The sequence below is a fragment of the Streptomyces sp. NPDC006261 genome, assembly GCF_040613515.1.
GTDB lineage: Bacteria > Actinomycetota > Actinomycetes > Streptomycetales > Streptomycetaceae > Streptomyces.
The window spans coordinates 38,950-52,901 of record NZ_JBEXSI010000037.1 but is presented as its reverse complement, the minus strand read 5'-3'; the positions used below and the strand labels follow the sequence as shown (position 1 = coordinate 52,901).

Below are 13,952 nucleotides of genomic sequence, written 5' to 3'. Positions count from 1 at the left end.
TCACCGGCGGCTGATGGCCGCGAGCGCGTCCAACGCCTCGGCCAGCCCGGACGGATGGCGGGCGCCGGGCGGCAACTGCCCGGCCCAGCCGGGTCCGGCGACCAGGACGACCGGCCGGCGGCGGGCGCCCCGTACGCCCCACTCGATGGACTCCACCCGCGCCGCCAGCGCACGGCTCGCGGTGGACCGGGACTGGGCCCAGAGCACGACGGCGGCGGGCCCGGTGCGCCGCACCGCCTCCTCCATCGCCTCCACCGGCAGGGCCGCGCCGAACATCCTGACGGGCAGGCCCTGTTGGGCCAGTCCGGCGGCTAGCGCCTCCAGTGCCAGCGTATGGCTCTCCCCCGGGGTGCAGGCCAGGAGGGAGACCCCGGAACCGGCCACGGGCTCGCCCTGCGACGCGGCCCGGCGCAGGGCGCTGGAGACGTGCCAGGAGAGCAGGTGCTCGACCTCGACGTACCGCTCCCCCGCGGCCTCCCACTTACGGCCGACGGCGTGCAGCGTCGGCATGATGACCGACTCCCAGGCGGCGAGCAGTCCGTACCGCTCGATCGCCGCGGCCAGCAGTTCGTCCATGGCCTGCGCGTCGAGCCGGACGGCTGCTCCGGCCAGCCCGCGGCACTCACGGCGCGCCCGGCCGATCGGGAGCGCCCCGGGGGCGCGGGAGGGGGGCTGCCCATCGCGGTTCTTCTGCTCGTCCGGCCGCGCGGGGGCGTCCGCGGAGGCCGCCGCCAGGGCCGCGCGGGCGGCTTCGGCCGGGGGCATCCCCGCGTTCGTCAGGCGGCACATGCACTCCAGCAGCCGTATGTCGGCCGGCGTCCATCGCCGGTGCCGCCCGCGCTCACGGGAGGCCGGGCCGATCCCGTAACGGTGGTCCCAGGAACGCAGGGTCGTCGGCGCCACCCCCAGCAGCCGGGCCACCGCTCCGGTGGTCAGGCCACCGACGGCGGGGTCTCTGGTGGGCGTGGAGACCGACGCATCGTGCATACGGCCCACCATACGACGCAGAAACGATGCATGTTGCCCAGCGTGTCGCCGCCCGGTTGCCTGGTGATCAGCGGGGCGACGGGCCTGCCTCACGTCACGCCTGCGGTGCGATGCCGCGCATCGGCCGCCGCCGGTACGACCGGCGGATCGGAGAGGACGGACAGACATGACGGCACCCCTGAGCCAGGTCGGCACGGCGGCCGCGATGCCCGCCCTGGCCGGGAACCGGCCCGAGGACCGGGCCGAGTCGGAACGGCTGGCCGCGGGGTTCGTGCGCGGCGACGAGGACAGCTTCGCCTTGGTGTACCGCCGGTGGGGGGCGCTCGTGTACTCACTGGCCGCCCGGTCCCTGGGGGACGCCCGGGAGGCCGAGGACGTGGCGCAGCAGACGTTCCTCGCCGCGTGGCGGGGCCGCCACGGTTACCACGCGGTGCGCGGCCCGCTTCCGGGCTGGCTGGTCGGCATCGCCCGCCGCAAGATCGCGGACGCCCATGCGGCCCGGTCCCGGCGTACGGAGCTGGCCGCCGCCCACGCGGCGCGCGAGGGGGCCGGCGTCCCCGGAACGGCCGAGCGGCCGGAGGCCGCGCTGGACCGCGTGCTGGTCGCGCAGGAGCTGCGCAAACTGCCCCCGGTCCAGCGGCACATTCTCCGCCTGTCGTTCTTCGACGACCTCACCCACGTCCAGATCGCCGAGCGGACCGGCCTGCCGCTCGGCACAGTGAAGAGTCACGCCCGGCGCGCGATACTGCGCATCCGGCGCTCCGTCGCGGAGGGCTCCGCCGCGGTGCGTTGAGGGGACGGGAGACGTGACGGGAGGGGACGGCCGCAGGAAGGGGGGCGGACGGATCAGGGCCCGCCCGGGCCCCCGCAGCAGGCACCGACAGGAGACGGCAATGAAACTGAGCGACGAACTCCCCGTGGACCACCGGCTTGCGACCGTGTACCGGTTCGGAGCAGGACTGTGCGGAGTCATCCTTCTGGTCTTCGGCATCCTCGGCTTCACCAACCAGCTGGGCTTCTTCGACACGAGCGGCTCTCAGGTGGCCGGCCTCTCCACCAACGGCCTGCTGAGCCTGATCTCCGTCGTCGTCGGCCTGGCGCTGATCGCCGGGGCGGTGATCGGCGGGAACGTCGCCTCGATGGTGAACATGACGGTCGGCGTGCTCTTCCTGCTCAGCGGCTTCGTCCACATCTTCATCCTGGACAAGGGCGCGAACATTCTGGACTTCGGCATGTCCAACGTGATCTTCAGCTTCGTGATGGGGCTGCTGATCCTGACGTTCGGGATGTACGGGCGAGTCACCGGCGGGCTGCCGCACGACAACCCCTACTGGCGCCGCCGGCACCCCGAGCAGGCCGCCCGTGAGGACGCGACCCGCCGGGGTGCGACGGCGGCCGGGCCGCCCCGGGTGACCGGGGGCGGCGTCGGTCAGACCTTGCGGTAGCGGGCGTTGAACCAGGAGAAGACGCCGAAGGCGACCAGGCCGAGGGCGATGACCACCAGGAGCCACGGACCGACGGGGGTCTCCGTGAACGAGCGCAGGGTGTCGTCCATGCCCTTGGACTCGTCGGGGTTGTGACTGACCGCCGCGGCGACGGCGAAGCCGCCCGCGGTGGCGAAGACGGCACCACGCGCCGCGCCGCCGAACACTCCGGCGAAGTCGACCGCGCGACGCACCTTCTGCGACATCTCCGCCATCTTGAGGTGCTTGTGGTATTTCCGCATGATGGCCCGGACCGCGATCCAGATGCCGGCACAAGCGATCGCCACGCCTCCGATGCCGACGATCCACTGGCCCCCGGGCCAGCCCAGCGCCTTGGCGGTGACGTCCTGGGACTGCTGGTCGGACGAGCCGCCCCCACTGCCCGAGTCGCCCGCGGCGAAGGACAGTACGGAGAAGGCGACGAAGCTGTAGAAGACGAACCGTCCCGCGGCCATGGCCCGCTTGGAGGGTTTGCCGCCGTCGGTGCCGGCCGAGCCGAGGAGGGCCTCGGACAGCCGCCAGAGCGCCATGCCCACCAGGGCGATGCCCAGCAGCCACAACACGACCTTGCCGAACGGCTTCTCGGCTATCTCCGCGATCGCGCCACCCCGGTCAGCCTGCTTTCCGCCGCCGGAAAGCGCGATCTGCAGGGCGAGGGCGCCCACGAGGACATAGATGATTCCGCGGGCGCCGAACCCGGCGCGGGCTCCGACCTCCACCGCGGCGCTGTTGGCGGCTCGCCTTGCCTGGCCGCGCCCCTGGGCTGCTACTGAACGGGTATTCATGTCATGCCGATTGCCCCGGCCCGGCGGATCAACTCCTGCCGGGGCGGGGCGGGACGGGCGGCGGGAGCAGAGTCGTGGACTACGGGGCGGCCAGTGGCCGGGGCCGAAACGTCCTTCATCGCTGCAGACCCTGCCCCTGGCCCACGCCTCCTCCACCCTGTTCACCACGATGGGGCAACGAAGCCGTGTCCCGAACAGTGCCTGCGTCCCACCGCTGCGCAGGCGCGCCCGCACCAGGGCCCACGACGCCTCACCACACGGGACATGGCCGCGGCGGGACATAGGACCGGAAAGCCGACCCGCGCGCCTTTCTCTCAGAATGCGCAGACCATTTACCCGCGGTCGACCTCCGGCCGACAATTCAACAGCCTCAGGCACCACTCCTCGAATTATCCCTCCGCACGGCGGGGGCCACTCCCCACCTACCCTGCGACACATCACCCCGCCGGTCCTGCCGCGTCGTCTCTGCGTCGAAACCGGCCAGAACCGCAGGTGGGGCGGGCGACGAGCACCGGGGCGACGACAGCGACGAATGTCCCCCGCGAGCGTTTCCCGTAAGCGTTTCGCTCTCATAGTCCTACCGCTCCAGCAATCACCCATCGAATTATTTGTCCGGGGCTCTGCATTTGACCCGGAACTCCTTCTATGGGCTACTGGTTGCACGGCTCACCATGGCCGCACGGCGTGAATATCTCACCCCCCCCCACCCGCCGGAGGAGACATCATGACCATCACCCGCCTGCAGCGCACCGCTGCTGCCGCCGCCGCTTTCGCCCTCCCCGCCTCCCTGGCGTTCTTCGCGCCGCAGGCGCAGGCGCAGGCCCCGGCAGAACCGTTCGGTCCGGCCTGCGCCTCGGTCCCGAAGGAAGGCCCGGGCAGCCTGGAGGGCATGGCGAAGGAGCCGGTCGCCACCGCCGCCTCCAACAACCCCGAACTCTCCACCCTGGTCGCCGCCATAGAGAAGGCCGGCCTGGTGGACACGCTCAACAACGCCGAGGACATCACGGTGTTCGCGCCGACGAACGACGCCTTCGAGAAGATCCCGCAGGCCGATCTCAACGCGCTCCTCAACGACAAGGAGGAGCTCACCAAGGTGCTGACGTACCACGTGGTGGGTGAGAAGCTGACGACGAAGCAGCTCGAGAACGGCACCTACAAGACCCTGCAGGGCACCGATCTCACGGTGAAGGGGTCCGGTTCCGACTTCACGGTCAACGACTCCTCGAAGATCGTCTGCGGCAATGTGCCGACGGCCAACGCCACGGTCAACCTGGTCGACACGGTGCTCATGCCCACGTCGTGACCGCGGGCGGGCCGCCACCGTGACGGCACCCACGAGTCGTGGCCGGTGCCCGGACCGAGTGACGGTCCGGGCACCGGCCACGGCCACCGGTTCTATACGCTGAGGACGTGACCAGCGCCGACAGCCGACAGACCCGGGGCAGCGCCTCGGACCCCGCGGCGGCCCCCGAACCCGGACCCGCCGCCGGCCTCCAGGCGTTCGCGGTCGAGCTCCGCCGGATGAACGGCGAGATCAACCGCATGACCCACGACTTCGCCGCGCACCAGCAGCTGCACCCCACGGACGTGACCGCCCTGGCGGCCATCCTCGACGCCCCCGCCCCCCTCACTCCGGGCGCGCTGCGCGAGCGTCTGGGGCTCACCTCGGGTGCGGTGACCGCCTGCCTCGACCGCCTGGAGCGGGCCGGTCACATCCGGCGGGCCCGTGAGAGCAGCGATCGCCGGGTGGTGCACGTCCACTACGAGGCGAGCGCCCGGATGGCCGCCCGTGACTACTTCATGCCGCTCGCCGAGGCCACCGCCCGGGCGAGGGCGCGCTTCAGCGAGGCGGAGCTCACGACCGTCCTGCGCTTCCTCGCGGCCATGAACGAGGAGCTGTCCGAGGTCCCTCCGGCGCGTCGCTGAGTTTTTCCGCCGCCGGATGCATCCATGAGGGGATGACCCACCGAAGGGCTCTCCGTACGCTTCCCGCCCCGCATCGCCAGGGTCCGGGCGACACCCACCGCGAGCACTCCGCTAATGTATTTCAACGATTGAGATTGTTCACCATTGAGATACTGCTCGCACCCTGGGAGAGGCATGTTCACCCCTGCACGGTCGGCCCGCTGGCTGATCCCCGTCCTCCTGCTGATCGCCTGGCTCGGTATCGGCGGGGGGCTCGGCCCGTACGCGGGCAAGCTCGGCGAGGTCGCGACCAACGACCAGGCGTCCTTCCTGCCCCAGAACGCCGAATCCACTCAGGTCATCGACGCGCAGAAGGCGTTCCAGCAGAACGAGACCCTCCCGGCCATCCTCGTATGGACGTCGAAGGACGAGGGCACCCCGGTGAGCGATGACCAGCGGGAGGCCGCCACCGGCGCTCTCGCCTCGCTCGCGGACACCGAGGGTGTCGTCGGGAAGGCCTCCCCCGCGCTGCCCTCCGATGACGGACTCGCGCTCCAGGGGATCGTGCAGCTGAGCCCCGACCTCGGGGACGAACTGCCGACGGTGCTGGAGGAGGTCAAGAAGGCCGGGGCCGACGTACCGGACACGACGGTGCAGCTCGCGGGTCCGGCCGCGAGTCAGGCCGACCTGTCCGACGCCTTCGCGGGCATCGACGGGCTGCTCCTCGGGGTGGCGCTGATCACCGTGCTGGTCATCCTGCTGCTGGTCTACCGCAGTGTGCTGCTGCCCTTCCTCATCATCCTGGGCGCGGTGTTCGCCCTGGGGCTGGCGTGCGCGATCGTCTACGTGCTCGCCGACCACGACATCGTGCGGGTGGACGGCCAGGTGCAGGGCATCCTGTCGATCCTGGTGATCGGCGCCGCGACGGACTACGCGCTGCTGCTCACCGCCCGGTTCCGGGAGGAACTCGCGGTCCGGGGCGACCGGTTCGCCGCGATGCGCATCGCGCTGCGTGAGTCCTTCGGCCCGATCACGGCCAGCGCCGCGACGGTGGCCGTCGGCCTGCTCGCCCTGCTGCTCAGCGACCTCACCAACAACCGGGCGCTCGGCCCGGTGGGCGCGATCGGCATCGTCTGCTCGGTCCTGAGCGCCCTCACCTTCCTGCCCGCCGCCCTGGTGCTGCTGGGCCGCAGGGCGTACTGGCCCGCGAAGCCCAAGCCGGCCGAGGACGGGACCGGCGGCCACGGTATCTGGAGCAAGGTCGCCGCCCTGGTCGACCGGGCCCCCCGCAAGGTCTGGGCGATCACCCTCGCCGTCCTGATCGCCTGTGCCGCCCTCGCCCCGACTCTCACCTCCAAGGGCGTGCCGCTCGACGAGATCTTCGTCAACGACGCCCCGTCCGTGGCCGCCCAGGAGACGCTGGGCGAGCACTTCCCCGGCGGCTCCGGCAATCCGGCGGTGATCATCGCGGCGGCGGACAAGCTGACAGAGGTGAGCGAGGCCGCGACCCGTACCGACGGGGTGGCCTCGGTCTCTCCGGTGAGCGAGGGCGGTCGGCCGGGCGGCGGCGAGCCGCTCGTCGTCGACGGCAAGGTCCGGATCGACGCGACCCTGAAGGACGCGGCCGACAGCGACAACGCCAAGGAGACGGTCGCCGCCCTGCGCGCGGCAGTGCACGCGGTGCCGGGCTCGGACGCCCTGGTCGGCGGCTACACGGCCCAGCAGTACGACACCCAGCGCACGGCTGAGGACGACCGCATGCTGATCGTGCCGGTCGTGCTGGCGATCATCCTGGTGATCCTGGTCTTCCTGCTGCGGTCACTGCTGATGCCGGTGCTGCTGGTGACCACGGTCGCGCTGAACTTCCTTGCCACGCTGGGGATTTCGTCGCTGGTGTTCACCCATGTGTTCGGCTTCAGCGGTACGGATTCCTCGGTGCCGCTCTACGGGTTCGTGTTCCTGGTAGCCCTCGGCGTCGACTACAACATCTTCCTGATGTCCCGGGTTCGCGAGGAGTCCCTGCGGCACGGCACCCGGGAGGGCATCCTGCGCGGGCTGACCACGACCGGCGGGGTCATCACCTCGGCCGGTGTCGTCCTGGCGGCCACCTTCGCCGCCCTGGGCGTCATCCCGCTGGCGTTCCTCGTCCAGATCGCCTTCATCGTCGCCTTCGGTGTCCTGCTGGACACCCTGGTCGTCCGCTCGCTCCTCGTCCCGGCGCTGGTCAGGGACATCGGGCCGAAGGCCTGGTGGCCGGGGGCGCTCAGCCGCGAGAACGCGGACGGTCAGCGCGCAACGATCTCGGGGGCCGAGGGCCGGTAGGCGCTCAGCGCCCAGATCACGAAGATGTCCACCCCGATCATGAGCACCGACCACACGGGCGCGTACGGCAGGAAGAGGAACTGCGCGAACAGGGCGAGGGAGGCCATGACGATGCCGGCCACCCGGGCCCACCCGGCACCCCTGAGGAGCCCGGCACCGGTGATCGCCGCACAGAGGCCGAGTACCAGGTGGATCCAGCCCCAGCTGGTGAGGCTGAACCGGTAGGCGTAGTCGCCGACGGTGCCGTAGACGTCGCTGTCGCCCAGGGCTGCGATGCCCTGCAGGGCCGCCACGACCCCCTGGCAGAGCATCAGCACTCCGGCGAACAGCACTCCTCCGGTGACCCAGGCGCCGTCCGGGCCGGGCACCGGAGGGGGGCCACAGGAGCCGTCGTACAGGCGCGGGTCCTCGCTCATCGGCCCTTCTCCTGCGGCTCGTCGGACCGGCCCTTGGCGCGCTTGCCGACCACCGCGGCCGCTGCGGCCGCGCTGCCCGCGAAGGCGAGGGCGACCATCCAGGGCCGGTCGAAGATGTGGCAGGTGACATGGTCGACGGAGTAGCGGCCGGGGCCGGTCAGACCGATGGCGGCGGCGGTGAAACCGAGGAACGCCGGGTACTCGTAACCGCCGCCCTGGGCGAAGAAGCCCGCCGGGGCGTGCACGGCCACCGCACCGGCCATCGCCCCGGCGGCCGCGGCCCCGGCGACGGGGGTGGCGAGCCCGAGGGCCAGCAGCACACCGCCGCCCGCCTCGCCGAGTCCGGCGGCCACGGCGCTGTGCTTGGGCGGATGGAAGCCCATGGCCTCCATCGCTGCCGTGGTGCCCTGGATACCTCCGCCGCCGAACCAGCCGGCCAGCTTCTGGCTGCCGTGGGCGGCGAGCACCGCGCCGGTGCCGACGCGCAGGGCGAGCAGGCCGAGATCACGCCGGTTGACGCAGACCATGGGGACTCCAGGGGTGAGGGGTTTCGCTGTGGGTCCCACTCTCGTCGGCCGGGGCCGGGCGGGCCCGGCCGAGTACGCCGTACGGGGCACGAGCCGGACGCCACAACGCCGGGCGTGCGACGCAGATCATTGTGCAACTTGTTGCATAAGCGGCGCGCCGTGGTCTACAACTGACGCGACGACCCCGCGCGGAGGAGACCCGGATGAGCCTGTACCCGACCTTGCTGAGCCCGCTGGACCTCGGGTTCACCACCCTCCCCAACCGGGTGCTCATGGGCTCGATGCACATCGGCCTGGAGGAGGCCGAGCGCGGCTTCGAGCGGATGGCGGCCTTCTACGCCGAGCGCGCCCGGGGCGGCGTCGGCCTCATCGTCACCGGCGGCATCGCCCCCAGCGAGCGGGCCTGCTCCTTCCCGGGCGGGGCGAAGATGACGACCGAGACGGAGGCGGAGCAGCACCGGGAGATCACCTCGGCGGTGCACGCGGCGGGCGGCCGGATCGCGATGCAGATCCTGCACTTCGGCCGGTACGCGCACCACCCGGACCTGGTGGCACCGAGCGCGCTCAAGGCCCCCATCAGCGGATTCACCCCCAACGCCCTCACGGACGCCGAGGTCGAGGAGACCATCGAGGAGTTCGTCCGGGCCGCCGGGCTGGCGCGCCTCGCCGGGTACGACGGCGTCGAGATCATGGGATCCGAGGGCTACCTGATCAACGAGTTCATCGTCTCCGCGACCAACCGCCGCACCGACCGCTGGGGCGGCTCGTACGAGAACCGCATCCGGTTCCCCGTCGAGATCGTGCGCCGGGTCCGCGAGCGGGTCGGCAGCGACTTCATCCTGATCTACCGGCTCTCCATGCTGGACCTGGTACCGGGCGGCTCGACGCTGGAGGAGGTCGTGACGCTCGCGAAGGAGATCGAGGCGGCGGGCGCGACGATCATCAACACCGGCATCGGCTGGCACGAGGCGCGCATCCCCACCATCGCCACCTCCGTGCCGCGTGCCGCCTTCACCTGGGTGACCGAGCGGGTGCGCGGCGCCGTCTCCGTACCGCTGGTGACGAGCAACCGCATCAACACCCCCGAGGTCGCCGAGGAGGTCCTCGCCTCAGGCCGGGCGGACATGGTCTCGATGGCCAGGCCCTTCCTCGCCGACCCGGAGTTCGTCGCCAAGGCGGCGGCGGGCCGGGCGGACGCGATCAACACCTGCATCGGCTGCAACCAGGCGTGCCTGGACCACATCTTCAGCCTCCAGATCACCTCCTGCCTGGTCAATCCGCGCGCCTGCCACGAGACCGAGCTGGTCCTGAGCCCCACCCGGACCCGAAAGCGCGTCGCCGTGGTCGGTGCCGGTCCGGCGGGTCTCGCGTGCTCGGTCACGGCGGCCGAACGGGGCCACGCGGTCACCCTGTTCGACGCGGCGGACGAGATCGGCGGCCAGCTGAACGTGGCCCGCCGGGTGCCGGGCAAGGAAGAGTTCAACGAGACCCTGCGCTATTTCCGTACGCGGCTGGCCGAGCTGGACGTCGAGCTGCGCCTGTCCACCCGGGCGGACGCCGGGACGCTGGACGGGTTCGACGAGATCGTGCTCGCCACCGGCGTCGAGCCGCGTACCCCCGCGATCCCCGGCACGGACCACCCGAACGTCATCAGCTACCTGGACGTCCTGCGCGACGGGGCGCCGATCGGCGACCGGGTCGCGATCGTGGGCGCGGGCGGCATCGGCTTCGACGTGGCGGAGTTCCTCACCGACGGCGGCGACGCGGCGAGCCTGGACCCGGAGACGTTCTTCCGGCAGTGGGGCGTGGACACCGCCTACGCGGACCGCGGCGGACTGCGCGTCCCCGAGCGCCCGAAGGTTCCCCGTACCGTCCACCTCGTCCAGCGCAAGACCACCAAGGTCGGCGCGGGCCTCGGCAAGACGACGGGCTGGATCCACCGCACCGAACTGCGCCACCGGGGCGTCGAGATGATCGCGGGCGCCTCCTACGACCTGATCGACGACGAGGGACTCCACCTCACGGTCGACGGCGAGCGGCGCGTGCTCCCGGTGGACACCGTGGTGCTCTGCGCGGGCCAGGAACCGCGCCGGGAGCTGTACGAGGAGCTGCGCGCGGCGGGCGGCCCGGTGCACCTGATCGGCGGCGCGGACGTGGCGGCCGAGCTGGACGCGAAGCGGGCGATCCGCCAGGGCACGGAGCTGGCCGCGGCGCTCTGAACGCACGCCTGCGGCTCTGGGAGCGCTCGCCTGCGGCCCCGTGAACCCTCGTCCCTAGGATGCACGTCATGTCACTGCCGCACGCGATCCTCACCGCTCTGCTGGAGAAGCCGTCGTCGGGCCTGGAACTGACCCGCAGGTTCGACCGGTCGATCGGCTACTTCTGGCCGTCCACGCACCAGCAGATCTATCGCGAGCTGGGGAAACTGGAGCAGGCGGGACGGATCAGGGCGCTGCCCACGGCGGCGCCGGCCCGGGGGCAGAAGAAGGAGTACGAGGTGCTGCCCGCGGGCCGCGAGGAGCTGGCGGCCTGGGTGGCGCTCCCCGAGGATCCGCGGCCGGTCCGTGATCCGCTGCTGCTGCGGATGCGGGCGGCAGCGGTCGTCGGGGGGAACGGGATGGGCGCGGAGCTGCGCCGCCACCTCGCGCTGCACGAAAGCCAGTTGGAGGAGTACCGCGCGATCGAGGAGCGGGACTTCACCCCCGCGCCGACGACCGGCGAGGGCCGGCTGCGCCATCTCGTGCTGCGGGGCGGTATCGACCTGGAGACGTTCTGGATCGGCTGGCTGACCCGCGCCATCGGCGACCTGGACGACTGACCGCTACGTAGGGGGCCGGCCTCCCGCCCGTACGGCGAGGGGTTCCGCGCCGAGCGGCGTACCGTCCACCCGCCGGGGGCTGCCGATGACGACCCGGGAGGGGACCGGATGCACCGGCATACGGGCTGCGGCCACCTCGCCCGGGTCCGTGCCGCCGCGCGCCTGGGCCCGGCTGAGCAGGATCACCCCGCGTACGGCGGCCGTCGTACCGAGCAGCGCCAGGACCAGGCTCACCGGCCCGCCCTGGAGGCGTTCGCCGAGGAGGGCCAGGCCGATCGCGGCGGCGGCGACCGGGTTGGCGAGGGTCACGACGGCGAGCGGTGCGCCGAGGCCGCCCCGGTAGGCGGTCTGGGACAGCAGCAGGCCGCCCATCGCGAAGGCGGAGACGAGCAGCGCCACCGTCAGCAGCCGCCAGCTGAACAGCGGGCCGCCGGAGTGGTCGGTGACGGCGACCGTCAGGGTCTGGGTGAGTGCGGAGGCGACACCGGAGGTGATGCCGGAGGCCGCCGCGTGCCGCAGCCCCGGTCGGGCCCCCGGCCGGCTGAGCCCGGCGACGACCGCCATGGTGGCCGCGCCGACGCCGAGGGCTTCGGGAAGGGTGAGGGTCTCGTGCGGTGCGGAGCCGCCCGCGGTCAGGAGCAGCGCGCCGAGGCCGAGCAGGGTGAGGACCGTGCCCCGCCACTCGACGCGCCCGACCCGGCGTCCGGCGGCGCGCGCCCCGAGCGGGACGGCGGCGACGAGGGTGAGCGCGCCGAGCGGCTGGACCAGGGTGAGCGGGCCGTAGTTGAGCGCCGCGACATGGAGGAGCGCTCCCCCGGCGTTGAGGCCGACCGCCGACCACCAGGCGCCCCGGCCGAGCAGGCGCAGAACTCCGGTGGAGGGCTCGGTACGCCCGGCCAGCCGGGACTGGGCGACGGCGGCGGCCGCGTAGGCGCCGGCGGAGACGAGGGAGAGCGCGACGGCGATCGGCGTGGCGTTCATCGGCGGGCTCCGGCCCCGGCGGGGGCACGCTCCGGCACCGCGCCACCGGGGGTGGCCGCCGTTCCGGAGACGTACGCCCCTGTCGTTGCCTCCGCACCGGAGACGGTGTACGCCGGTAGGTGCGCACCTCCGCCGAGTACCGCCCCGCCACCCGCCACCCACGGCAGGCGCGCCGGTACGTCACGGGCCGGGCGCGGCAGACGCAGCGCGGCGAACGCCACCGCCAGCAGCGCCACGGCCACGACGGCGTCGAGCCAGTAGTGGTTGGCGGTGCCCACGACGACGAGCAGGGTGATCGCCGGGTGCAGCAGCCAGAGCAGGCGCCACCGGGAGCGGGTGGCGACGATGAGGCCCACGGCCACCGTCACGGCCCAGCCGACGTGCAGCGAGGGCATCGCGGCGAACTGGTTCGCCATCGTGTCGGTCGCGGGCGTCGCCCCGTACACCGCCGGCCCGTAGACCTGGCCGGTGTCGACCAGTCCGGCGGCCGGGAGCATCCGCGGCGGAGCGAGCGGGAAGAGCAGGTGGAGCACCAGGGCGGAGCCGGTGAGCGCGGCGAGGATGCGCCGTGACCAGAGGTAGTGGAGCGGGCGGCGCCAGTAGAGCCAGACCAGGAAGACAACCGTGGCGGGGAAGTGCACGGTGGCGTAGTAGGTGTTCGCCGCGTGGATCAGCGTCTGGCTGTGCAGCAGTACGCCCTGGACGCCGCCCTCGCCCGGGAGGCGCAAGGCGCGTTCGATGTCCCAGACGTTCGCGGCGTTGCGGAACGCCTCCTCGACATGGCCGTTGGCCGCTCGGCGGCCGAACTTGTAGGCCAGGAAGAGTCCGGCCACGAGAAGGAACTCGCGGACGAGGGGCGGTCGGGCACGTATGTCCGGCTCCTGGTCCGTGGGCTCGGTGCGGGCGTAGGTCACCCGGTGCCCCCTTGGATGCGAAGCGGTGTCAGGACGGCATGGCGAACCCACACCGAATCGATACGCCAGTGTACCGATACGTTGGCGTATCGGTACACGCGCGTATCGGTACACTGGCGTATCGAGAACCTCACCGCACCGCCGCAGGAGGGACAGTCCATGCCGTCGCCCGATTCCGTACAGGAGTCAGCCCTCGCTTCACGCCGGTCGAAGATCACGCCGGAACGAGCGCAGGAGCTCTACACGGCGGTACTGGACCTCTTGCGGGAGGGCGGTTACGAGTCGCTGACCATGGAGGGCGTCGCCGCCCGTACCCGCTGCGGCAAGTCGACGCTGTACCGGCAGTGGGGCTCCAAGCCGGAGCTGGTCGTCGCCGCGCTGCACGGCACCCGGAGGATGCGGCTCCCGGACATCGACACCGGGACGCTCACCGGGGACCTCCTGGAGGCGGCCCGGGCGATCGGCGAGGCGTCGGGGCGCGACACCCCCCTGCTGCACGCACTCAGCCATGCGGCGCTCCAGACCCCCGAACTGCTGTGCGCCCTGCGCGAGGCGCTGATCCTGCCGGAGATCGCGGCGATCGACGCGATGGTCCGGCGGGCCCAGGAACGCGGCGAGATCGCGTCGGACCTGCCGGGCGCGGAGTACGTGGCGGCCCAGCTGCTCGGCGTGATGCGCGCGCGGCCGCTGCTGGAAGGACGTTACGCGGACGGGGCATATCTCAGCAGGTTCGTCGAGAAGGCGATCCTGCCCGGCCTCGGACTCACGGCGGGCACGCCGGAGTCCTGACAGACGTGGACTCGGGGCACCCGG

The 13,952-nt window shown here is 72.2% G+C and carries 14 protein-coding genes; 8 read left to right on the top strand and 6 right to left on the bottom strand.

All coding sequences use genetic code 11. The features are described 5' to 3' along the window. Complete coding sequence (locus ABZ154_RS23470) at positions 1–987, bottom strand: MerR family transcriptional regulator (RefSeq protein ID WP_356835603.1); 987 nt, start codon at positions 985–987, stop codon at positions 1–3. A gap of 166 nt (positions 988–1,153) precedes the next feature. Between ABZ154_RS23470 and ABZ154_RS23465 the strand changes: the two genes are divergently transcribed. Next, positions 1,154–1,780 carry a sigma-70 family RNA polymerase sigma factor gene (locus tag ABZ154_RS23465; protein ID WP_356835601.1) on the top strand — a complete coding sequence of 209 codons (627 nt, stop codon included), beginning with the start codon at positions 1,154–1,156 and terminating at the stop codon, positions 1,778–1,780. Between the two features lie 100 nt (positions 1,781–1,880). Continuing rightward, positions 1,881–2,432, top strand: coding sequence for a DUF4383 domain-containing protein (locus ABZ154_RS23460; protein ID WP_356835599.1), 552 nt, complete (start codon positions 1,881–1,883; stop codon positions 2,430–2,432). Here the strand turns inward: ABZ154_RS23460 and ABZ154_RS23455 are convergent. After that, positions 2,417–3,256, bottom strand: coding sequence for a DUF1206 domain-containing protein (locus tag ABZ154_RS23455; protein ID WP_356835597.1), 840 nt, complete (start codon positions 3,254–3,256; stop codon positions 2,417–2,419). The genes ABZ154_RS23460 and ABZ154_RS23455 overlap by 16 nt on opposite strands. A gap of 724 nt (positions 3,257–3,980) precedes the next feature. Here ABZ154_RS23455 and ABZ154_RS23450 point away from each other — a divergent pair. The 3 genes from ABZ154_RS23450 (at position 3,981) to ABZ154_RS23440 (ending at position 7,483) form a co-directional block, all read left to right on the top strand. Beyond that, positions 3,981–4,559 carry a fasciclin domain-containing protein gene (locus ABZ154_RS23450; protein WP_356835595.1) on the top strand — a complete coding sequence of 193 codons (579 nt, stop codon included), beginning with the start codon at positions 3,981–3,983 and terminating at the stop codon, positions 4,557–4,559. A 107-nt stretch (positions 4,560–4,666) separates the two neighbouring features. Then, the gene (locus ABZ154_RS23445; RefSeq protein ID WP_356835592.1) at positions 4,667–5,182 is read left to right on the top strand and encodes a MarR family winged helix-turn-helix transcriptional regulator; all 516 of its coding nucleotides are present in this window, start codon (positions 4,667–4,669) and stop codon (positions 5,180–5,182) included. Positions 5,183–5,356: 174 nt separating this feature from the next. After that, positions 5,357–7,483: an MMPL family transporter gene (locus ABZ154_RS23440; protein ID WP_356835590.1), complete on the top strand. Its 2,127-nt coding sequence runs from the start codon at positions 5,357–5,359 to the stop codon at positions 7,481–7,483. Here the strand turns inward: ABZ154_RS23440 and ABZ154_RS23435 are convergent. Together ABZ154_RS23435 and ABZ154_RS23430 are read right to left on the bottom strand one after the other, a co-directional pair. Beyond that, on the bottom strand, positions 7,447–7,899 hold the full coding sequence (locus tag ABZ154_RS23435) for a hypothetical protein (protein ID WP_356835588.1): 453 nt from the start codon (positions 7,897–7,899) through the stop codon (positions 7,447–7,449). The genes ABZ154_RS23440 and ABZ154_RS23435 overlap by 37 nt on opposite strands. Beyond that, on the bottom strand, positions 7,896–8,426 hold the full coding sequence (locus ABZ154_RS23430) for a DoxX family protein (RefSeq protein ID WP_356835586.1): 531 nt from the start codon (positions 8,424–8,426) through the stop codon (positions 7,896–7,898). Before ABZ154_RS23430 ends, ABZ154_RS23435 begins: the two co-directional genes overlap by 4 nt. Positions 8,427–8,629: 203 nt before the next feature. Between ABZ154_RS23430 and ABZ154_RS23425 the strand changes: the two genes are divergently transcribed. After that, entirely contained in the window at positions 8,630–10,645 is a 2,016-nt protein-coding gene (locus ABZ154_RS23425) for an NADPH-dependent 2,4-dienoyl-CoA reductase (protein ID WP_356835584.1), read from the top strand. A gap of 68 nt (positions 10,646–10,713) precedes the next feature. Then, positions 10,714–11,244 carry a PadR family transcriptional regulator gene (locus tag ABZ154_RS23420; RefSeq protein WP_356835582.1) on the top strand — a complete coding sequence of 177 codons (531 nt, stop codon included), beginning with the start codon at positions 10,714–10,716 and terminating at the stop codon, positions 11,242–11,244. Between the two features lie 3 nt (positions 11,245–11,247). Here ABZ154_RS23420 and ABZ154_RS23415 read toward each other — a convergent pair whose 3' ends face one another. Together ABZ154_RS23415 and ABZ154_RS23410 are read right to left on the bottom strand one after the other, a co-directional pair. Further along, on the bottom strand, positions 11,248–12,225 hold the full coding sequence (locus tag ABZ154_RS23415; RefSeq protein ID WP_356835580.1) for a hypothetical protein: 978 nt from the start codon (positions 12,223–12,225) through the stop codon (positions 11,248–11,250). Beyond that, positions 12,222–13,139, bottom strand: coding sequence for a phosphatase PAP2 family protein (locus ABZ154_RS23410; RefSeq protein ID WP_356835578.1), 918 nt, complete (start codon positions 13,137–13,139; stop codon positions 12,222–12,224). Before ABZ154_RS23410 ends, ABZ154_RS23415 begins: the two co-directional genes overlap by 4 nt. Positions 13,140–13,298: 159 nt before the next feature. Between ABZ154_RS23410 and ABZ154_RS23405 the strand changes: the two genes are divergently transcribed. Then, positions 13,299–13,928 carry a TetR/AcrR family transcriptional regulator gene (locus tag ABZ154_RS23405; protein WP_356835576.1) on the top strand — a complete coding sequence of 210 codons (630 nt, stop codon included), beginning with the start codon at positions 13,299–13,301 and terminating at the stop codon, positions 13,926–13,928. Positions 13,929–13,952: the final 24 nt, after the last annotated feature.

Excerpts from the sequence above, each read along its gene's own strand:
- ABZ154_RS23430 (WP_356835586.1), bottom strand. The coding sequence starts at position 8,426 with ATGGTCTGCGTCAACCGGCGTGATCTCGGCCTGCTCGCCCTGCGCGTC.
- ABZ154_RS23465 (WP_356835601.1), top strand. The coding sequence starts at position 1,154 with ATGACGGCACCCCTGAGCCAGGTCGGCACGGCGGCCGCGATGCCCGCC.
- ABZ154_RS23450 (WP_356835595.1), top strand. The coding sequence starts at position 3,981 with ATGACCATCACCCGCCTGCAGCGCACCGCTGCTGCCGCCGCCGCTTTC.
- ABZ154_RS23470 (WP_356835603.1), bottom strand. The coding sequence starts at position 987 with ATGCACGATGCGTCGGTCTCCACGCCCACCAGAGACCCCGCCGTCGGT.
- ABZ154_RS23455 (WP_356835597.1), bottom strand. The coding sequence starts at position 3,256 with ATGAATACCCGTTCAGTAGCAGCCCAGGGGCGCGGCCAGGCAAGGCGA.
- ABZ154_RS23435 (WP_356835588.1), bottom strand. The coding sequence starts at position 7,899 with ATGAGCGAGGACCCGCGCCTGTACGACGGCTCCTGTGGCCCCCCTCCG.
- ABZ154_RS23460 (WP_356835599.1), top strand. The coding sequence starts at position 1,881 with ATGAAACTGAGCGACGAACTCCCCGTGGACCACCGGCTTGCGACCGTG.
- ABZ154_RS23415 (WP_356835580.1), bottom strand. The coding sequence starts at position 12,225 with ATGAACGCCACGCCGATCGCCGTCGCGCTCTCCCTCGTCTCCGCCGGC.
- ABZ154_RS23425 (WP_356835584.1), top strand. The coding sequence starts at position 8,630 with ATGAGCCTGTACCCGACCTTGCTGAGCCCGCTGGACCTCGGGTTCACC.
- ABZ154_RS23405 (WP_356835576.1), top strand. The coding sequence starts at position 13,299 with ATGCCGTCGCCCGATTCCGTACAGGAGTCAGCCCTCGCTTCACGCCGG.
- ABZ154_RS23420 (WP_356835582.1), top strand. The coding sequence starts at position 10,714 with ATGTCACTGCCGCACGCGATCCTCACCGCTCTGCTGGAGAAGCCGTCG.
- ABZ154_RS23440 (WP_356835590.1), top strand. The coding sequence starts at position 5,357 with ATGTTCACCCCTGCACGGTCGGCCCGCTGGCTGATCCCCGTCCTCCTG.